Consider the following 21,595-nt stretch of genomic DNA (forward strand, 5'->3'; position numbering starts at 1 on the left):
ATTCTACTTCTCATATAATAATAGACAAAAATAGCACAAACAAAAAGATTATATAGCATCTACCTATGGTTTTTACCGATTTATCAAGTATCTTTGTTACAAATAATTTTATTGTACAGCAATGAATCCACAAAAAATGATCAGAACATTCTTATTTTTGTCAGTAATCTGCCTACCTTTTATATTAAAGGCTCAAGATTCAAAGCCACTTCGTTTAGGAGTAGCAGGTGTATCACATGGACACCTTCATGAAGTAATTATCCGTATGGATAGGGGTGATTTTGAAATTGTAGGAGTTGCAGAACCGGATGAACAGTTAAGAGCGAATAATCCACTTCAAAAAAAACTGGACTCCTCCCTTTTTTATGCAGATCTAGGAGAAATGCTTGATAAGACAAGACCTGAAGTTGTTGTTGCTTACGGCTCTATTTACGATCATCTTGCCGTAGTAGAAGCTTGCGCTCCACGCGGTATCCATGTGATGGTAGAAAAACCTTTGGCAGTCAATATGAAACACGCCAACCGAATGGCAGAACTAGTACGTAAAAACAATACATTGTTACTCACCAATTATGAAACGACTTGGTATAATACAAATCATGAAGTTTATCGTTTAATAAAGAAAGATAATGCGATAGGCAGAATAAATCGTATAGAAATATATGATGGGCATGAAGGTCCCATTGAGATTGGTTGTGGAAAAGAATTTACCGACTGGCTGACTGATCCCAAGCTAAATGGTGGAGGTGCTGTGATCGATTTCGGTTGTTATGGCGCCAATCTGGTTACCTGGCTAATGGATGGAGAAAAGCCTGTTAGCGTTTATGCCGTTCTGAAACAGTTAAAGCCGGATAAATATCCAAAAGTAGATGATGATGCAACGATCCTAATTGAATATCCTTCGGCAACCGTACAAATTATGGGATCATGGAACTGGCCCAAAGGACGAAAAGATATGCATATTTACGGTAGTAAGGGATATATTTATCAGGATACACCTACATCCATGCGTATATTTACCAACCGGAAAGAGACAACTTCACAGCCTCCCAAACTGAAAGCTCCATACAATGATTCTTTCTATTATCTAAAAGCCGCCGTCCGTAAAGAAATCCAAGTGCTTCCTACTGATTTGTCCTCGTTGGAAAATAATTTAGTCGTTGTTAAAATACTTGAGTCTTCTATCAAAAGTGCTAAAAGCGGTAAGCCAATCCGTTTTTAATTATTGTATTTATTATTTTTTATCATCATGACAAAAAGAGAAGTAGTTCGGTTTTTTATTGGATTGGCATTGAAATCAAGGATTTTTTCGTAAGTTTGCAATGTATAAAAAATACAACCCATGAAAATACTATATTATATTTATCAGATTTGTATAGCTTTACCGATCTTATTAGTATTAACGATTCTTACTGCAATTGTTACCATTGTAGGCTCTTTAGTGGGAGGAGCTCATTTCTGGGGATATCACCCGGGGAAAATATGGTCGCAGTTAATTTGTCTTTTTCTTCTTATCCCTGTAAAAGTTTATGGTCGTGAGAAATTACATGATAAAACTTCTTATATCTTTGTCCCCAACCACCAAGGTTCTTTTGACATTTTTCTAATTTATGGTTTTATTGGAAGAAACTTCAAGTGGATGATGAAAAAAAGTCTCCGCAAACTACCTTTCGTAGGCAAAGCTTGTGAAAGTGCAGGACATATTTTTGTGGATCGTTCCGGCCCCAAAAAAGTATTGGAAACAATTCGGCAGGCAAAGGACTCTTTGAAAGATGGAGTATCTCTGGTAGTATTCCCCGAAGGTGCACGTACCTTTACCGGACACATGGGATATTTCAAAAAAGGGGCTTTCCAACTGGCGGATGACTTGCAACTGGCAGTAGTTCCTGTCACCATAGATGGTTCATTCGAAATACTTCCGCGTACAGGCAAATGGATACATCGTCATCGGATGATTTTGACTATCCACGATCCAATTCCTCCTAAAGGGAAAGGGATAGAAAACATCAAAGCGACAATGGCAGAAGCTTATACAGCCGTAGAAAGTGCGTTGCCGGAGAAACATAAAGGAATGATTAAAAATGAAGATCAAGACTAGTAGAAACCAAAATCCATGTATTGAAAGCATAAATTCAATACATGGATTTTTTCAAACATATTCTAAATCTTTCCGATTTCCTTATTTCTTCATCAAACTATTCTGCTCCATCCGTTGATGTTCCTCTATCAACTTCATGTTTTCTTTCGCTTTCTTCAGATATTCCTTCACCATTTTGTTATCTTTGAAAGAATAAGGAGCATCTTTAATAATATCGTCAATCTGTGGAGTCATGACAGGATAAGGCAGTGAGTTACAAAGCATAATAAACACATTCGGTCCCAATACATTCTCATAATTATCGGAAATGAATTTCTTCACATACTTATTCATCTCATTTACAAGTGAATCTCCTTCTGAAACCATTTGTCGGTGTATTTCTTCATAGTCAGCACCGTCCATTACCATACGAGTCTCTTTCTGTTCCAACTCTTCGATACTTACTTCCAATTCGTTCTTCTTACGAATAAACTCATATAAAGCAGTATTCAAAGGTGTACCTTCCGCTTTTATCTCCATATTACTGATCGTAACGGTAACTTTACCTCTCTCCAACACAATAGGCATAATGCTTTCATCATCCATATAAAGAGTTACCATCTGTACGGAATCCATTTTACCCTTCATCGAAAACAAACCATGAATTACTTCCGCCGAATCGATTTTAAGCAATTCCCCATCTTGGACCGTCTTCAAATATAATTTTTTTCCATCCAAGCTGTTCACCGATGAAGTTCCTTCTATCTTATACGTATGTGTACATGATGCAATAAAAGGAAGTAAAAGCAATATAGGCAAAATTTTATTCACGTTCATCTATGTGTTATTATATCTGGGTACAAAGGTACAACTGATTCAGAATCAAAAGAAACATTTTATCAATATTTAAAATTTGTAATACTCTTTTCTTTAATAATCCTTATAAACTAAGGTAGTAAACCTTCTATTTCATTTAGTTTATCTAAATTTGCAGGTATGAACACAACAACTTATGCCCCCTTTGCCAAACCGCTTTACGTCATGGTAAAGCCTGTAGGAGCTGTATGCAATCTTGCATGCAAGTACTGCTACTATCTGGAAAAGGCAAATCTCTATAAAGAAAATCCAAAACACGTAATGAGTGATGAGCTTCTGGAGAAGTTTATTGATGAGTATATCCATTCACAAACCATGCCTCAGGTACTTTTCACTTGGCACGGTGGAGAAACATTGATGCGTCCACTCTCTTTCTATAAAAAGGCCATGGAACTTCAAAAGAAATATGCACGTGGACACTCCATCGACAATTGTATCCAAACCAATGGAACTATGCTCACCGACGAATGGTGCGATTTTTTTCGTGAAAACAATTGGTTGGTAGGCGTATCTATTGACGGTCCGCAGGAGTTTCATGACGAATATCGCAAAAACAAAATGGGGAAACCTTCCTTCGTGAAAGTTATGCAAGGTATCAACCTTCTGAAAAAACATGGAGTGGAATGGAACGCTATGGCAGTAGTCAATGATTTCAATGCGGACTATCCGCTTGATTTTTATAACTTCTTTAAAGAAATAGGTTGTCATTACATTCAGTTTGCTCCCATTGTAGAACGTATCATACCGCATGAGGACGGACGTCACTTAGCTTCTCTCGCAGAAAACAAAGCAGGTGAACTCGCCGATTTTTCAGTCAGCCCGGAGCAATGGGGAAATTTCCTTTGCACACTTTTTGATGAATGGGTGAAAGAAGACGTCGGCAATTACTACATACAGATATTCGACTCCACACTTGCCAATTGGATGGGGCAACAGCCCGGTGTATGTACCATGGCAAAAAGTTGTGGCCATGCAGGTGTGATGGAATTCAACGGAGACGTTTATTCATGCGACCACTTTGTTTTTCCGGAATATAAACTCGGCAATATTTACAGCCAAACGCTTGTTGAAATGATGCACAGCGAACGACAGAATAATTTTGGAGCGATGAAACACCAGTCGTTGCCTACTCAATGCAAAGAATGTAATTTCTTGTTTGCCTGTAACGGTGAATGTCCTAAAAACAGGTTCAGCCGGACTTCTGAAGGGGAACCGGGGTTGAACTATTTATGCAAAGGATATTACCAGTTTTTCCAACATGTGGCTCCCTACATGGACTTCATGAAGAATGAATTAATGAATCAACGTCCGCCTGCCAATATTATGGAGGCTTTGAAGAGTGGTAAGCTAAATATCGAGAGTTAATTATCAAACATCAAATATATTTTCTAATTTCTTAGTATAAATGAACAGATTAAAATTCTATTTATTAGCGCTGACCGCGCTGATTGCGTGTTCCGCAAAAGCGGATGAAGGTATGTGGTTATTGCAATTGATGCAACAACAGCATTCCATCGATATGATGAAAAAACAAGGACTAAACTTGGAAGCACAGGATATATACAATCCTAACGGTGTTTCTCTGAAAGATGCTGTCGGTATCTTTGGAGGAGGCTGTACGGGAGAAATCATCTCACCGGAAGGTTTGATCCTGACCAATCACCACTGTGGATATGCTTCGATCCAGCAACATAGTAGCGTAGAACACGACTACCTGACTGACGGCTTTTGGGCTACTTCCAGAGACAAAGAACTCCCGACTCCGGGATTAGTATTTACATTTGTAGAGCGTATCGAAGATGTAACGGATCTTGTCAATGCCAAAATTGCCGCCAAAGAAATTTCCGAAATAGAATCTTTCAGGGGAGAGTTCCTTAATAAACTGGCAATGGAACTTTATAACAAGAGTGATCTCAAAGGTCAAAAGGGAATTATGCCGAAAGCTCTTCCTTTCTATGCCGGAAATAAATTCTATTTGTTTTATCTGAAAGTATATGAAGATGTACGTATGGTAGCTGCTCCTCCTTCTTCTATCGGAAAATTCGGTGGCGAAACAGACAACTGGATGTGGCCTCGTCATACCGGTGACTTCTCAATGTTCCGCATCTACGCTGATGCTAACGGAGAACCTGCGAAATATAATCCTGCTAATGTTCCTCTGAAAACTAAAAAACACCTGACCATCTCTATCAAGGGGTTGGAAGCGGGGGATTATGCCATGATTATGGGATTCCCGGGAAGTACCAGTCGCTACCTGACCGTATCGGAAGTGAAAGAACGTATGGAATCACTCAATGAGCCACGTATCCGCATTCGTGGTGCACGTCAGGATGTATTGAAAGAAGCAATGAATGCCAGCGATAAAATTCGCATTCAATATGCCAACAAATATGCCGGTTCCAGCAACTATTGGAAAAACTCGATTGGTATGAATAAGGCAATCATCGACAATAACGTGTTGGAAACAAAAGCGGAACAGGAAGCTAAATTTGCAGAATTTGCCAAAGCACAGAACAATGCAGAATATGCTACGGTAGTCAATAAAATCGATGATGTAGTAGCTAAAACATCGCCTCTCAATTATCAAATGACTTGCTTACGCGAAGTGTTCTTCGGAGGGATTGAATTTGGCAATATCCAATTGGACAAAACACGCGAAGCACTTGAAGAAAAGAATGATTCTCTGATCAAAATTCGCTTGAAAGGTCTGGAACAAAGTTACCAAAGAATCCACAATAAAGATTACGATCATGAAGTAGACCGTAAAGTGGCCAAAGCTTTATTACCTCTTTATGCTGAAATGATTCCGGCCGAACAACGTCCGTCTATCTATCAAGTGATCGAACAAAAATACAAAGGCGATTATAACAAGTTTGTGGATGATATGTATGACAATTCCATCTTTGCCAACCGGACGAATTTTGAAAAATTCCTCAAAAAACCAACAGTTAAAGCCATCGATCAGGATTTGTCAATGCAATATACCAAGTCCAAATATGAAGCTTTTGAGAAATTAGCTTCACAGATAAGTTCACTTCAGACAGAATTGGCTTTATTGCACAAAACATATATCCGCGGACTGGGTGAAATGAAACTGCCTGTTCCTTCTTACCCGGATGCAAACTTTACACTCCGTCTCACTTATGGTAATGTGAAACCATACGACCCGAAAGATGGTGTACATTATAACTATTACACTACAACCAAAGGTATTCTTGAGAAAGAAAATCCGGAAGATCGTGAATTCGTTGTACCTGCCAAACTGAAAGAGCTGATTGAAAAACAAGATTATGGTCGATATGCATTACCAAATGGCGATATGCCCGTTTGCTTCTTGTCTACCAACGATATCACCGGTGGTAACTCCGGTAGCCCGGTTTTGAACAAGAACGGTGAATTAATCGGCTGTGCTTTCGATGGCAACTGGGAATCTCTGAGTGGTGATATCAACTTTGACAATAAGTTGCAACGTTGTATCAACTTGGATATCCGCTACGTCCTATTCATTCTTGAAAAATTAGGAAACTGCGGACATCTGATTAATGAAATGACTATCGTAGAATAAATGAAAAAACAATTTATATTTGCCCTTTTTTCATTGGCAACTTTTAGCGCCCACGCCGACGAAGGCATGTGGATGCTAACTGATTTAAAAGAACAAAACGCTGTTGCCATGCGGGAACTCGGTCTTGAGATCCCTATAGAAGAAGTGTACAATGCCAACGGGCTTTCTCTGAAAGATGCTGTTGTGCATTTCGGTGGAGGATGTACGGGAGAAGTTATCTCTTCACAAGGACTAGTTCTTACTAACCATCACTGTGGCTATGGAGCTATCCAACAACACAGTAATGTGGAACATGATTATCTGACTGACGGTTTCTGGGCTATGAACCGTGATGCCGAACTTCTTACTCCGGGGCTAACTGTCACGTTCATTGACCGTATCCTTGATGTGACGAGTTATGTCCAGGAACAATTAAAGAAGGATAAAGACCCTGAAGGAACAAACTATTTGTCTCCTAGCTACCTGACTATTGTAGCAGGGCGTTTTGCCAAAGATGAGAATATCGAAATCACTCCTGCAACCAGACTTGAGCTTAAAGCTTTCTACGGCGGCAATAAATATTACCTGTTTATTAAAACGGTGTATAGTGATATCCGTATGGTAGGTGCCCCACCCTCTTCTATTGGTAAATTCGGAGCAGATACTGATAATTGGATGTGGCCACGCCATACCGGTGACTTCTCACTCTTCCGTATTTATGCAGATAGAAACGGAAAACCGGCAGCATACTCTAAAGATAATGTCCCCCTACAAGTGAAAAAGCATCTGACTATCAGTCTTGCCGGAGTACAAGAAGGTGATTTCACTTTTGCAATGGGATTTCCGGGACGTAACTGGCGGTACATGATCTCCGACGAAGTGGTAGAACGTATGCAGACAACGAATTTCATGCGTCAGCATGTACGCGGAGCACGTCAGAAAGTTCTCATGGAACAAATGCTGAAAGATCCTGCTGTACGTATTCATTATGCTAGTAAATATGCTTCATCCGCTAACTATTGGAAAAATGCGATTGGGATGAACGAAGGTCTGGTCCGTTTGAAAGTATTGGATACGAAACGTACACAACAAGAGGAACTTCTTGCTCGTGGACGTGAAAAAGGAGATGATTCTTACCAAAAAGCATTCGATGAAATACGCTCGATAGTAGCTCACCGACGTGACGCTATCTATCACCAACAAGCTATTAATGAAGCACTGGGCATCGCACTCGACTTTATGAAACTTCCCTCCACTACAGAAATAGTATCCGCTCTCAAATCCAAAGATAAAAAAAGAATCAACGAAGCTACTTTAAGACTGAAACTGGAAGGCGAGAAATATTTTGCATCGGTCCCTTTCCCTGAAGTAGAGCGGATGGTTGCAAAAGAAATGTTGAAAACATATGCAGGATATATCCCTGAAAATCAGCGTATCAACATATTCGAAATCATCAAATCCCGCTTCAAAGGAGATACGGATGCTTTTGTGGATGCCTGTTTTGAATACTCGATCTTTGGCAGTCCGAAAAACTTTGCTAAGTTCATTGCAAAGCCGAGTTTATACAAGATCGAACATGACTGGATGATCTTATTCAAATATTCCATTACTGATGGAATCCTCAAGACAGTCATCGCCATGAAAGAAGCAAATCAAAATTATGATGCCGCCCATAAAGTATGGGTAAAAGGCATGATGGACATGAAACAGGAAAAAGGTATTCCAATCTATCCGGATGCAAACTCAACCCTGCGACTAACTTACGGTCAGGTACTCCCTTATGAACCTGCCGACGGCGTGGTCTATAATACCTATACCACTCTCAAAGGTGTGATGGAAAAGGAAGATCCCGAAAATTGGGAGTTTGTAGTTCCTCAGAAATTAAAGGATTTATATAATGCCAAAGATTACGGACGTTATGGCAAAAACGGTGAAATGCCTGTATGTTTTATAGTAAATACAGATAATACCGGCGGAAATTCAGGTAGTCCTGTATTCAACAGCAAAGGTCAATTAATCGGAACCGCTTTCGACCGTAATTACGAAGGTCTGACAGGTGACATTGCCTTCCGCCCTTCTTCACAGCGTGCTGCTTGTGTAGATATCCGTTATACACTATTTATCATTGATAAATTCGCGGGTGCTTCACATATCATTGACGAGCTGACAATAGAAGAATAAAAAATGAAGAATGAAGAATTGGCTATGCTATATATACTGCATAGAAATTCTTCATTCATCATTCTTCATTTAAACAAAATCCACCGTCCGACGCACGTACAAGTACATAACCTGTTCTATTCAGTTTCATATCGGCAAATAATTTGTAAAGGTTGGTATTGTAGATTGTGACTTTAATACCTTTTCAAACTCCATGATAATGCAGTGTTCGCTAGTGTGTAGATGCATAATTTTACTATTTTTGATACACAAAGTTCTCTTTTCCACATTACAACAAGATGACTCTACTATTACTATTTCATGAACAAAAACAGGATTTTGCCGTTATATAAAAAAAAGACTCTATATTTGCAGTCCTCAGAGGCTGAGTATTATAATTAAAAAAGGAAAAGATTATGGAAAAGTTTGCAGATTTAATACAATCCCCTACCCCCGTTTTAGTTGATTTCTATGCAGAATGGTGTGGCCCCTGTAAGGCAATGAAACCTGTTCTGGAAGAATTAAAATTAATCGTTGGTGATAAAGCCCGTATTATCAAAATTGACGTGGACCAATATCAAGATTTAGCCACTCAGTATCGTATACAGGCAGTGCCGACTTTTATTTTATTTAAGAACGGAGAGGCGGTATGGAGACATTCCGGAGTAATCCACAGTAGTGAATTGAAAGGAGTAATTGAAAAACATTACTCATAAAACAAGAAAAAAGAACGAATGAAAAAGGTATTATTAATGGTAGCTCTCGTTATGGTAAGCGTAATCGTTTATGCTTTCAATGACAGAGAAGAAAACAATCAAGGTAAAAAAGAAGTAACAGGTAACGGTGAAGTCATCGTCATGGACAAAGCAATGTTCATAAAAGATATCTTCGATTTTGAGAAATCAAAAGAATGGAAGTACAAAGGCACTAAACCTGCCATCATCGATTTATATGCTGATTGGTGTGGGCCTTGCCGTCAAACTGCTCCTATCATGAAAGAATTGGCTAAGGAATATGCCGGAAAAATCGTTATTTATAAAGTAAATGTAGATAAACAAAAAGAATTGGCTGCCCTTTTCAATGCAACGAGCATTCCATTGTTCGTATTCATCCCCATGAAAGGAGAGCCGCAACTATTTCGCGGAGCGGCAGATAAGGCGACTTATAAGAAGGCTATCGACGAATTTCTTTTGAAGTAAAAAAGAGTGTAGCTATCCTTTTAGGATACTTATACTATCGCAAAGATACAGTGACGCTATATGCATGGTATAGCGTCACTCTTTTTTATGTCTAACAATGTTTATTTAAAATACCCTACCGGATGGTTCATCATCGGAATCTGAGTATCTCTCAGCTGTAATACAGTTTTCAATTTATCAATATCCATTGAAGCTCGTGGAACTGTGGCTAAATGAGCTGTAGTACAAAACAAAGAGATATTTTGGGAAACAGTACCTACATCGACAGCTCCCATCAATTGATTTCGCGTATTCTTTGCATCACCGAAACGGGAAACATCACTAATCAACACCAAAGATACCGGAGCTACTTTCACAAATGCTTGACTTCCTGCCACTGCGTCACGATGATCTCCCTCGCTTATTAAATTTAGTTGATGAGCCTTTGCATCATACAAATAACTGCCTTCAGGTAGGATCACATAAATATCCACATCTTGCTTGTTCAATGCAGAAGGAGCCGTTCGCTTGCCGTCAGGACGATTGATTCCATTTGCCGCCCACAATAAATCCGACAAATCGGACAAGCTCAATGCTTTCGAAGCATATTCACGAGTAGAATGTCGTTCGGACAAAGCCTTCATCACTGTACCACCCTTTCGGTTCAAATCAGGCTTTGGTAACTTAATTACCTTGTCAGCAGCAGAAGCTGCAACTGTAAACAATAAACACATCAAAATTAGTTGTACTTTTTTCATATCTGTGACATTTAAAAGTTGATGAACAAATAAACGAAAAAAGGCCTGCATTCGCAACGGGATGCAGACCTTTTTAGAGTTATTTATAAGGTTTGATTACTTATCGCCGAAATAACGGTTGTACAATCCTTCGAAACCTTTACCATGACGAGCTTCGTCTTTACACATTTCGTGTACAGTATCGTGAATAGCATCCAAGTTTAATGCTTTAGCACGAGTTGCAATACGTTTCTTGTCTTCGCATGCACCTTGTTCTGCATCTTTACGTTTTTGCAGGTTAGTCTTGGTATCCCATACGCAGTCACCCAACAATTCAGCAAATTTAGCTGCATGTTCTGCTTCTTCCCAAGCGTAACGTTTGAAAGCTTCAGCTACTTCAGGATAACCTTCGCGGTCTGCCTGACGGCTCATTGCCAAATACATACCTACTTCAGTACATTCACCCATGAAGTGATTGTTCAGGTCTTTGATCATTTCTTCGTCACAACCTTTAGCTACGCCAATAACATGTTCGTCAGCAAAAGCCAAAGCAGCACCTTCAGTTTCAACAACTTCAACGAATTTGCTAGCAGGAGCTTTACACAAAGGACATTTCTCAGGAGCTGCGTCACCTTCATAAACGTAACCGCAAACAGTACATCTAAATTTTTTCATTTCTTCTCAATTTTAAATTAATTAGTCAAATACGTATATTATTGTTCGTTTAAACAGTTCTTACAAATTCCTTTATAATAATAATGTATTTCTGATACATGATGGCCATCAATTTCCTGATCTTCTACCGATTTAATTGCTTCCGGACATTTCAAGTCATAAATATGTCCACAAGATTTACAGAGAAAATGGGCATGTGCTGAAGTATCTCCATCAAAGTTGGCATTCTTTTCATCAATGGTAAGCATCAATGCTGCCCCCTGTTCTGCAAAAAGTTTCAGGGTATTATAGACGGTAGTCTTTGACAATGTAGGCATAGAAGGGGACAAAGCCGTATATATTTCATCAGCCGACGGATGCGTACGATGTTTCATCAAATATTCCATAACGGCAATACGCTGCACGGAAGGTTTTATGTTGTACTCTAATAATTGTTCGTATGCACCCATTATCTTCTTCTTTCCAAATTTGTACTCATTACAATTATAAATTTGATGCAAAGATAAAAAGACTTTATTTTATTTGCAAATAAAATCGAGTTTTTTTCAACAAGTTTTATTTCTCTTTATCGCCACATTTTGAGGATTCATAGTAGAAAAGATAGAAATTCAAAACTATTTCCTAATTTTGCAACCACTATATATAAACAAAGTATAAGAATGAACTACGGATTCGTAAAAGTAGCAGCAGCTGTGCCGCACGTCAAAGTGGCCGACTGTAAATTCAATGCAGAGAAGATAGAAGGTCTGATTGCAATAGCGGAAGGCAAAGGGGTACAAATTATTGCATTCCCCGAAATGAGTATCACCGGATATACATGTGGTGACTTGTTCGGACAGCAACTTTTGCTTGAACAAGCAGAAATGGGCTCATGCAGATTCTTAATAATACTCGCCAATTGGATATTATTTCTATTGTAGGTTTACCCGTTGTTGTTAATTCAACAGTAATCAATGCTGCTGTAGTGATTCAAAAAGGGAAGGTTTTGGGCGTCACAGCTAAAACTTATTTACCTAATTACAAGGAGTTTTACGAACAACGTTGGTTTACATCTGCTCTCCAATTGACAACCAACAATATACGTTTATGCGGGCAAATGGTTCCCATAGGTGCTAACCTGCTTTTTGAGACTTCTGATACAACATTTGGAATTGAGATATGTGAAGATCTATGGGCTACAATTCCTCCTAGTTCTTCACTTGCTCTGCAAGGAGCAGAAATCTTGTTCAATATATCTGCTGATAATGAAGGTATCGGAAAAAACAATTATCTATGTTCTTTGATCAGCCAGCAATCTGCCCGATGTATTGCCGGATATGTATTTTCATCCTGTGGCTTCGGAGAATCTACTACAGATGTAGTTTTTGCCGGAAATGGACTGATTTATGAAAATGGTTCACTGCTGGCACGTAGTAAACGTTTCAGCATGGAAGAACAGTTGATTATCAGTGAAATCGATGTAGAGCGTATACGTGCAGAACGAAGGATTAACACCACTTTTGCCGCCAACCAAGCCAATTTAGGAGACAAGAAAGCAATATGTATCACTACAGAATTTGTCAATAGCAAAGAACTGACGCTCACACGTAGTTTTAATCCTCATCCTTTTGTCCCGCAAGGAGCTGAACTGGATGAACGTTGTGAAGAGATATTTTCTATTCAAGTAGCCGGATTAGCACAACGGCTGTTACATACAGGAGCTAAAACGGCAGTAGTAGGCATTTCCGGAGGATTGGATTCTACTTTGGCTCTATTAGTGTGTGTAAAGACATTCGATAAACTCAAATTATCACGAAAAGGAATTCTGGGAATTACAATGCCTGGTTTCGGAACCACTGACCGCACCTACAACAATGCCATCGATCTTATGAAATCGTTAGGAATATCAGTTCGTGAAGTCAGTATAAAGGAAGCTTGTATCCAACATTTCAAGGACATCGATCATGATATCAATGTGCATGACGTTACCTATGAAAACTCACAGGCACGCGAACGGACACAGATACTGATGGATATCGCCAACCAAACTTGTGGTATGGTTATAGGCACAGGAGATTTGTCTGAACTTGCGTTAGGATGGGCAACCTATAACGGAGACCATATGTCTATGTACGGTGTCAATGCAAGTATTCCAAAGACTTTAGTAAAATACTTGGTACAATGGGTAGCCGAAAATGGAATGGATGAAGAATCAAAAACAACTTTATTAGATATTGTAGATACCCCTATCAGCCCGGAGCTTATTCCTGCTGATGAGAATGGAGAAATAAAACAAAAAACAGAAGACTTGGTAGGGCCTTATGAACTACATGATTTCTTCCTCTATTATTTTTTGCGTTACGGATTCCGTCCTTCTAAAATTTACTTTTTGGCTAATCTTGTATTCAAAGAAATTTATGACGAAGAGACAATTAAAAAGTGGCTGTCTACCTTCTTCCGCCGTTTCTTCAATCAACAGTTCAAGCGTTCTTGCTTGCCTGATGGACCTAAAGTAGGAAGTATTTCCATCAGTCCACGTGGTGACTGGCGAATGCCGAGTGATGCCAGTTCAGCAATGTGGTTGAAGGAAATAGAGAACTTATAGTATTCTATTATAGATGGAGTCTGTGCCACTACGATGGCACAACTGTGTCTTTATATTGGCACAACTGTGCCATCCCGGTGGAACAGTTGTGCCAACACAAGGACACAATCGTGGCACTCATTTATTTTTATTTCGATATTACAGCCTTTTTAATCCCTTCGATATCAGCTTCTTGGATTATCCGTATAAGGTTCTTATAAATTCTATGAAAGCCATACTTTTCTCCAGTCATTTCATCGATTGCATCCTCCTTAGAAACTTCCTGAAAAATGATACGATAAAACGCACAAACAACACCTGTACGATCGGAACCATGGTGACAGTGAATCAATATTGGTCCTTTACGATTATAAATAATACGTAATGTTTCTATCAATTGCTTTTCATTAACAGAACCAGCTCTCATCTTTAAACGATGTAGTTGTAATGTTGTACCTCTCGCTTCATCATTATCACTATGCCATCTGCGGAGATTCAAAACTTCATGAATCCCATATTCTTGCAAAGCTTTAAAATCAATTTCTGTAGGTTGTTCCGAACGATATATATCTGTATCAATCTTATACATATTGATCAGATTACTACCGGGAACAATAATTTTTTCAGCTTTGACATTCTGACCATAAATAGCCAATGATAATATAAGTCCCCAAAAGCATAATAAAAGATGTTTCTGCATAAATCAACGCACCGGATTCGAATTAAAGTACTCCCTTACTGGAAGGCAGTTCAAAATGATAAATATCTCGTTTCAACGCCATTTTCAAAGCTCGGGCAAGGGCTTTAAAAATCCCTTCTATTTTATGATGTTCATTTTGTCCTTCCGCTTTGATATTCAAATTCATTTTCGCAGCATCACTCAATGATTTGAAAAAATGAAGAAACATTTCAGTGGGCATATCCCCTATTTTCTCACGATTGAATTCTGCCTCCCAAACTAACCAAGAACGTCCTCCAAAATCTAAGCAAACCTGACAAAGACAATCATCCATGGGAAGAGCATAACCATATCGCTCAATACCTCGCTTATTTCCTAATGCCTGATAAATACATTCACCTAAAGCAATAGCCGTATCTTCGATTGTATGGTGCTCATCCACTTCCAAATCACCTTTCACCTGTATAGTTAAATCCATACCGGAATGTTTTCCTATCTGCTCAAGCATATGATCAAAGAAGCCCAAACCTGTAGAAATCTTACAAATACCGTTTCCGTCCAAATCCAAAGCTACATAAATATCTGTTTCTTTTGTCGTACGACGCACTTCAGCTTTTCGCTCTCCTGCAAATAGAAATTCTGCAATCTTATCCCAATCCTTTGTTGCCAATACACAGACTTCTTCCAGTCCTTTTTCTTTCAATAATTCAACAGAATCTTGTAAATAAATAGCTTTACAACCCAAGTTCCTTGCCAGTTCCACATCAGTAGGACGATCACCTATTACAAAGCTTCCTACCAGATCGTACTCCGAATTGTCAATGTACTTTCTCAACATTCCGGTGCGCGGTTTACGTGTTGGAGCATTATCCTCAGGAAAGCTACGATCAATCAGAATTTCATCAAAAGTGATTCCTTCTCCTTTCAGAGTTTTCATCATTAAATTGTGAGCAGGCCAAAAAGTCTCTTCCGGAAAAGAAGAAGTACCTAAGCCATCTTGATTAGTTACCATCACAAACTCAAAGTCAAGTTTGCTACGGATAAATCCCAAGTTTCGGAATACTTTAGGATAAAATTCCAATTTCTCTAAAGAGTCGAGTTGATAATCAACAGGCGGTTCGATTACCAACGTTCCGTCTCTATCTATAAATAGTACTTTCTTTTTCATAAATTATCCTTGATATTTCTTGAGAGCATCCAACAATATATTATTTTCTACTCGTGTACCGACTGTTACTCGTAAACAATTGCCACATAATGCAATGGAATTTCGATTACGCACAATGATTCCCTCGCCAACTAAATAATTATAGATTTTCACAGCATCAGTAACTTTAGCCAGAAAGAAGTTTGCATCAGAAGGGTACATTTTAACCGTACAAGAAAGTTGTTCAAACTCCTTTTCCAGATAATCCCTTTCTTCTTTTAAGGTTCTTACCCAACGTTCTATTTCATAATATTTATGTAACATAGAAATAGCCTGTTGCTGAGTGAGCTGATTAACATTATACGGATATTTGATTTTGCTCAAAATACCAATAATTTCTACGGAAGCAAAAGCCATTCCCAAACGAATAGCAGCACATCCCCATGCCTTAGAGAATGTCTGAAAAACGATCAAGTTAGGATATTGATCTAATTCCTCCAGAAAAGAAGGAGCCTCCGAGAAATCGTTATAAGCTTCGTCCAAAATGATCAAACCTTCAAATTCACGAATCAGTTTTTCTATTTCAGTACGGAGTAGATCATTCCCTGTCGGATTGTTGGGTGAACAAAGGAAAATCAGTTTGGTATGTTCGTCAGTAGCCGCCAACAATTTATCTGCTGAAAACTGGAAATTATCATCCAACAGAACTTTGCGGTATTCTACATCATTCACATCTGCGCAGACCTGATACATACCATAAGTAGGATCAATGGCTACTACATTATCTTTGCCGGGTTCACAGAAAGCGCGAAATACCAAATCAATAGCTTCGTCACTACCATTTCCCAAGAAAATATGTTCGGGAGATACTTTCTTTATCTTCGACAATTGAGTTTTCAGTTCCCACTGCATCGGGTCCGGATAGCGGTTATGAGGCAAATTGTACGGATTCTCATTCGCATCCAAAAAGACGGAAGCCGTAACTCCTTTATATTCATCGCGTGCCGAAGAATAAGGTTTCAACTTCCATATATTCGGCCGGGTGAGCTCTTGTAACGTTTTCACTTTATTATTCTTTTAATTACTGAATCTACTTTACCAATCACTAAATCTTTATTTCAAGGAATCCAAACGAACTGTTACTGCATTTTTATGTGCATCCAGATGTTCGTTGGCTGCCATCTCCTCAATAGCAGGGCCGATTGCTTGTATCCCATCTGAGACAATCTCCTGAAAGGTTATTTTACGAATAAAACTATCGAGACTTACTCCGCTGTATGCTTTTGCATAACCATTAGTTGGCAATGTATGATTGGTACCGGAAGCATAATCACCGGCACTCTCAGGAGTCAATGATCCCAAGAAAACTGAACCTGCATTTGTTATACGCTCAGCTACTTCCAGGTAGTTTTCAGTTTCTATAATCAAATGTTCCGGTGCATAAGCATTTGTTAATTCCAATGCTTCTTCCAGATCACGGACAAGAATCAATTTACTATTTTCTAATGATTTCTCAGCTATTTCTTTACGAGGAAGTCTCGCTAATTGGCGCTCAACCTCAAGAACAACCTCTGCCTGAAGTTTTTCAGAAGTAGTTATCAGCATTGCTTGGCTATCTACTCCATGTTCAGCTTGCGAAAGAAGATCTGCTGCAACAAAAACAGGATTGGCAGAAGCATCTGCCAATACCTCTACTTCGGAAGGGCCGGCAGGCATATCAATCGCTACATCACGTAAGCTCACCAACTGCTTGGCAGCTGTTACATACTGATTACCCGGACCGAAAATCTTATAGACTTTAGGGATACTCTCAGTTCCATAAGCCATAGCAGCAATAGCCTGAACTCCACCAGCCTTGAATATTTTACTTACCCCCGCTAATTGAGCTGCAAAAAGTATGGCCGGATGGATATTTCCATTCTTATCAGGAGGAGTACAAAGCACGATCTCTTTACATCCCGCAATTTTAGCAGGAACAGCCAACATCAACACAGTAGAAAAAAGTGGTGCTGTTCCGCCGGGAATATAAAGTCCGACTTTCTCAATGCCTACTGCTTTTTGCCAACAAGTAACTCCATTCATTGTCTCTATCTTCTTTCCAACAAAACGCTGGGAAGCATGAAACGTTTCGATGTTTTGCTTCGCTAAAGAGATAGCTGCCTTTAGTTCATTACTAATCTTGCCTTCTGCCTCTTTTATCTCTTGTGAAGTTACAGATAATGTAGATAAAACAGCTTTATCAAATGTAGCTTCATATTCCAGAACTGCCTTATCACCTTCAGTTCTTACCTTATTAATAATGGTACGAACTGTATCAAACAAATTCTCCGTATTCAATGCCGGACGTTTCAGCAGTTCCGACCATTGTTCCTTTGAGGGATATTTTATTAATTTCATTCTTATACTATCATTTTCTCAATTGGCAATACCAAAATACCTTCTGCTCCCAGTCCTTTCAGCTTCCCGATAATTTCCCAGAAACGTTTTTCATCCAATACTGTGTGGACAGAACACCAGCCTTCTTGTGCCAAAGGCATAATAGTAGGACTTTTCATGCCAGGCAGAACAGCTATAATTTCTTCCAGTTTATCTTTCGGTGCATTCATCAATACATACTTCTTGTCCTCAGCAGTCTTCACTGCATTCATACGAAATAGTAATTCTTCCAACACTTCTTTCTTTTCGTCGCTCATGTTTTTATTGCCAATTAGCAATGCTTCGGACTTCATCACAACTTCAACTTCTTTCAAACGGTTGCTAACCAATGTTGATCCGGAGCTTACAATATCAAAGATTGCATCTGCTAATCCAATACCCGGAGATACTTCTACTGAACCGGTAATTACGTGTATTTCTGCATTTACTCCATTCTTTTTCAAAAAATTCTTCAAAATGACCGGATAAGAGGTTGCTATTTTCTTACCATTGAACCATGATAAACCTGGATATTCAATATCTTTCGGCATAGCTAGTGATAAACGACATTTGCTGAATCCCAATCGTTTTACAATCTCAGCATCTTCTTCTTTTTCCATAAACTCATTTTCACCTACAATGCCCAAATCGGCTACTCCTGTAGCTACTGTCTGAGGAATATCATCATCACGAAGAAACAAAACTTCGATAGGAAAATTGGAAGATTGTACCAATAAGGTACGCTTGGTTGTACTCAATTTAATATCCGACTCTTCTAAAAGTGCCATAGTCTCTTCGAAGAGACGTCCTTTGGCTTGTACTGCGATTCTTAACATGACTTTATTTTATTATGAATTTATAAATTACATTTGATAAATAAAAAAGGCTTACCGTATTCGGCAAGCCTTCGTTATCGTTATAAAGTATACACAATATCATCCACGCCCACCGAGTTATTCGTTAGGAAAATGATGATGATGATGTGTAGCTGTATATTTCATATTCTTTAGTTACTGCGACAAAAGTATAGCATTTGTTTGATACTTCCAAACAATTATCACAAAAAATTCGTTTTTCATTTCAAATTAAAGGAAGTATCTCTTCCGGTTCTACATCACATTGCAAAAAGTGCATTTCATTTTTAGCCTTTTCTTGAGAAAAAGTAAAGTAAGTACAAACAGCTTCTGTACAAAGTTCTCCATCCTTATTATATAATTTCGCTTCAATTATTACAATATTCCGCTTTACTTCTTTTATGGATGCACGCAATACTATATGAGAATCCTGTGTATCAATTGGTTTCCGATAACGCGTTTCCATTTTCGAAGTAACACCTGTTGTCTGTAATTTACGAAGCACCGCCCAAGCGCAGATTTCATCTAATAAGACGGCTTGAATGCCACCATGCAATGTATTAATCCAGCCTTGATAATCAGGACGCGGCTTCCAGATGCTTACTATCTCATCACCATCTTCATAAAATTCCATTTTCACTCCGGATTCATTATTTGGAGCACACCCAAAACAATTGTATCCCTCTAAACCTTTCCAAGGATTTATTATTTTCTTCATACTTACTCTTAGTTCATTTAGGTTTTATCTCTCAAATATAAGCAAAATATAAAAATGAAAACAATTTTTCATCAATTTACTTTCGGAGGGCACGAAGGGCATAGGCTTTTTCCGTACTAATACTTCCAGAAGAAGACGTGTCGCTATTACTTTTCAGTAAGAATGCCTCATCTACCGATAATCCAGTATTATCCAAAGTCCAATATCCCAAATATCTTCCTTCATAATCGGCAATCTTACCTTTGGTCCACCACAGACCTACTGGCAGTGCATTGAAACCAGATAAATTAGATGCTTCTCCCAAGATCGTTTCATCTTTTATAAGTTTCCACTCTCCTGATTTCAACAAAGAAGCATCTTCTCCCAAATATGTATTTAACAAATTCCAATCATTCCAAGTAGGAATCTTCCAATTGGCAGGCAATAATTTATCAGTAAGAACTGCATTAGATGTATAAAAATAATTTCCATTATTTGACAAATATCCAGTTGCACCCTCCACCATATTCATTAATTCTAAAATAGCATCCCCATCGGTATATAGTATAGCTTCCAAATTACTTCTCATCCAATATTGTGTTCCAATTTTCACAATGGGATATTTATGAATCGTTTCTCCACGAACATCACAAAATAAATCCGGAGAAACTGATAATAAATTCTCAGCAGGAGTTACAGACATATAATTTTGTCCACCAGACAATACAAAAAGATAATTTCTTAATTCCAATGTACCAGGCTTATATGACAATGAATGATTTTCCAGATTCCATACCATCGCTCCTCCATGTACATTTCCCGTATGTCCCAATAATTGTAAAACAATTCCCTTTGTCAAATCAACCGTATAATCAGATTTCATAGGATAGGCTACAATCGCAGGAGAAGCAAAATCTGAAGTTGAGATGTATTCTTTGCAAATCTCTGCAACTTGTTGCCCGCCTTTCATGACCTTATACACACTGGATTCTTCGAAAGTCAATTTCGATATGTCCACACAACCATATACAATTCCTGCTTCTGACTGATCCATGCCTGTTTCTTCCCAATTACCGATTTCCCCATTTACACTACCAATCAAAATATCCTGTACAGGAACAAAGGTTATTTCAAGTTCTCGCTGTTTCCCACTTTCCATTTCCAAAGCAGAAGATAATAAGCAACGATACTCTTTTCCATCGGCTTTCAATGTTATATACTGGTAATCATCTTTGGTTTTCTGTGGAATCAGTATAACCTCTTTACCAATCAGACGATTTTCTTTTATTGTCCATTCGCCCATAGGAATTATGCTTTTTTCATCAGCATATTCTGCATAAGAATCATTCTGAAAATCATAAACGGCTTTCGTAAAGAAACCTTCTATAGTAAGTTGCGGATTAGCATCCCGCAATTCTTCAATAGTAATCCCTTTACCCGGAACAAGAACTATATTTAATCGAAAAAATTTATGATTATAAAATAAAGCGACCGGTTCGGAAGTTGCTTTCAAATCACTAGAAGTTGCAACTAAAAAATCTGAATAAGAATAATTTTCAGGAAGCTCCTGTTCTGTCGCCACAGATACTTGCATAGTCGTTTTTCCCATATCTATTCCCTCTTCATTATATGGATAATAACTGATTAAATTAACTGCTACTCCGTCATCAGGATAATACACAGTCTCTTCTGTCTCAAAAATATCATTTTCTGATCGTTTAAAAAGTAGATTATCCGCATATCTCTCTTCAGTTAAGGTCGTAGAACCTGCCAATGCAAACAATCCAACTGAATCATCCTTCTCAAAAGTATTATCTGAAATACGTGTTTTAACTATTTTATGAATATCAGCCGTAAACCTCAACGGAATATTATCAATATCGGTCTTATTATCTTCATCTTCTGAAAAATGATTCACACAAGCTATTATGAAAAAAGGAAAAATTAAAATTATACCGATTCCCCATTTCCGGCTACACAAAGTTCTCATACT

18 protein-coding genes and 1 pseudogene are annotated in these 21,595 nt (G+C 38.4%); 8 read left to right on the forward strand and 11 right to left on the reverse strand.

Going from position 1 to position 21,595, the window contains the following annotated elements; translation table 11 throughout:
- Window positions 1-121 precede the first annotated feature (121 nt).
- Complete coding sequence (locus tag JCM17102_RS07510; protein WP_025074641.1) at window positions 122-1,222, forward strand: Gfo/Idh/MocA family protein; 1,101 nt, start codon at window positions 122-124, stop codon at window positions 1,220-1,222.
- Window positions 1,223-1,342: 120 nt separating this feature from the next.
- Entirely contained in the window at window positions 1,343-2,098 is a 756-nt protein-coding gene (locus JCM17102_RS07520; RefSeq protein WP_025074642.1) for a lysophospholipid acyltransferase family protein, read from the forward strand.
- A gap of 81 nt (window positions 2,099-2,179) precedes the next feature.
- On the opposite strand, the gene JCM17102_RS07525 is transcribed toward JCM17102_RS07520, so the two are convergent.
- A complete protein-coding gene (locus tag JCM17102_RS07525; protein ID WP_025074643.1) occupies window positions 2,180-2,914 on the reverse strand; it encodes a DUF4369 domain-containing protein in 735 nt (244 codons plus the stop codon).
- A gap of 159 nt (window positions 2,915-3,073) precedes the next feature.
- Here JCM17102_RS07525 and JCM17102_RS07530 point away from each other — a divergent pair, with 159 nt between their 5' ends.
- From JCM17102_RS07530 to JCM17102_RS07550, 5 genes are all read left to right on the forward strand, one after another.
- On the forward strand, window positions 3,074-4,318 hold the full coding sequence (locus JCM17102_RS07530) for an anaerobic sulfatase-maturation protein (protein WP_025074644.1): 1,245 nt from the start codon (window positions 3,074-3,076) through the stop codon (window positions 4,316-4,318).
- Between the two features lie 40 nt (window positions 4,319-4,358).
- On the forward strand, window positions 4,359-6,518 hold the full coding sequence (locus JCM17102_RS07535) for a S46 family peptidase (protein WP_025074645.1): 2,160 nt from the start codon (window positions 4,359-4,361) through the stop codon (window positions 6,516-6,518).
- Window positions 6,519-8,678, forward strand: a complete 2,160-nt coding sequence (locus JCM17102_RS07540; protein WP_025074646.1) for a S46 family peptidase — start codon at window positions 6,519-6,521, stop codon at window positions 8,676-8,678.
- 395 nt (window positions 8,679-9,073) lie between these two features.
- A complete protein-coding gene (gene trxA, locus JCM17102_RS07545) occupies window positions 9,074-9,373 on the forward strand; it encodes a thioredoxin (protein ID WP_025074647.1) in 300 nt (99 codons plus the stop codon).
- A gap of 18 nt (window positions 9,374-9,391) precedes the next feature.
- Window positions 9,392-9,856: a thioredoxin family protein gene (locus JCM17102_RS07550; protein WP_025074648.1), complete on the forward strand. Its 465-nt coding sequence runs from the start codon at window positions 9,392-9,394 to the stop codon at window positions 9,854-9,856.
- A gap of 101 nt (window positions 9,857-9,957) precedes the next feature.
- Here the strand turns inward: JCM17102_RS07550 and JCM17102_RS07555 are convergent, their stop codons facing one another.
- From JCM17102_RS07555 to JCM17102_RS07565, 3 genes are all read right to left on the reverse strand, one after another.
- Complete coding sequence (locus JCM17102_RS07555) at window positions 9,958-10,593, reverse strand: SagB/ThcOx family dehydrogenase (protein WP_025074649.1); 636 nt, start codon at window positions 10,591-10,593, stop codon at window positions 9,958-9,960.
- Between the two features lie 96 nt (window positions 10,594-10,689).
- Window positions 10,690-11,247: an NADH peroxidase gene (locus JCM17102_RS07560; protein WP_025074650.1), complete on the reverse strand. Its 558-nt coding sequence runs from the start codon at window positions 11,245-11,247 to the stop codon at window positions 10,690-10,692.
- A gap of 38 nt (window positions 11,248-11,285) precedes the next feature.
- Window positions 11,286-11,696: a Fur family transcriptional regulator gene (locus JCM17102_RS07565; protein ID WP_025074651.1), complete on the reverse strand. Its 411-nt coding sequence runs from the start codon at window positions 11,694-11,696 to the stop codon at window positions 11,286-11,288.
- Between the two features lie 210 nt (window positions 11,697-11,906).
- On the opposite strand from JCM17102_RS07565, the pseudogene JCM17102_RS26655 reads away from it, so the two are divergent.
- Window positions 11,907-13,831: pseudogene (locus JCM17102_RS26655) on the forward strand (NAD(+) synthase).
- Window positions 13,832-13,958: 127 nt separating this feature from the next.
- Here the strand turns inward: JCM17102_RS26655 and JCM17102_RS07575 are convergent.
- The 7 genes from JCM17102_RS07575 to JCM17102_RS07605 form a co-directional block, all read right to left on the reverse strand.
- Window positions 13,959-14,510 (reverse strand): tyrosine-protein phosphatase, encoded by a 552-nt coding sequence (locus JCM17102_RS07575; RefSeq protein WP_025074652.1) that lies wholly within the window; start codon window positions 14,508-14,510, stop codon window positions 13,959-13,961.
- 22 nt (window positions 14,511-14,532) lie between these two features.
- Complete coding sequence (gene hisB, locus JCM17102_RS07580) at window positions 14,533-15,657, reverse strand: bifunctional histidinol-phosphatase/imidazoleglycerol-phosphate dehydratase HisB (protein ID WP_025074653.1); 1,125 nt, start codon at window positions 15,655-15,657, stop codon at window positions 14,533-14,535.
- A 3-nt stretch (window positions 15,658-15,660) separates the two neighbouring features.
- On the reverse strand, window positions 15,661-16,701 hold the full coding sequence (gene hisC, locus JCM17102_RS07585; RefSeq protein ID WP_025074654.1) for a histidinol-phosphate transaminase: 1,041 nt from the start codon (window positions 16,699-16,701) through the stop codon (window positions 15,661-15,663).
- A gap of 48 nt (window positions 16,702-16,749) precedes the next feature.
- Entirely contained in the window at window positions 16,750-18,033 is a 1,284-nt protein-coding gene (hisD, locus tag JCM17102_RS07590; RefSeq protein WP_025074655.1) for a histidinol dehydrogenase, read from the reverse strand.
- 2 nt (window positions 18,034-18,035) lie between these two features.
- Window positions 18,036-18,887: an ATP phosphoribosyltransferase gene (hisG, locus tag JCM17102_RS07595; protein WP_025074656.1), complete on the reverse strand. Its 852-nt coding sequence runs from the start codon at window positions 18,885-18,887 to the stop codon at window positions 18,036-18,038.
- A 244-nt stretch (window positions 18,888-19,131) separates the two neighbouring features.
- Window positions 19,132-19,623: a PaaI family thioesterase gene (locus JCM17102_RS07600; protein WP_025074657.1), complete on the reverse strand. Its 492-nt coding sequence runs from the start codon at window positions 19,621-19,623 to the stop codon at window positions 19,132-19,134.
- A 76-nt stretch (window positions 19,624-19,699) separates the two neighbouring features.
- Window positions 19,700-21,592, reverse strand: a complete 1,893-nt coding sequence (locus JCM17102_RS07605; RefSeq protein ID WP_025074658.1) for a fimbrillin family protein — start codon at window positions 21,590-21,592, stop codon at window positions 19,700-19,702.
- Between the last annotated feature and the right edge of the window lie 3 nt (window positions 21,593-21,595).

Origin of the sequence: Bacteroides faecichinchillae JCM 17102 (genome assembly GCF_000614145.1) — a bacterium.
Lineage (GTDB): Bacteria > Bacteroidota > Bacteroidia > Bacteroidales > Bacteroidaceae > Bacteroides > Bacteroides faecichinchillae.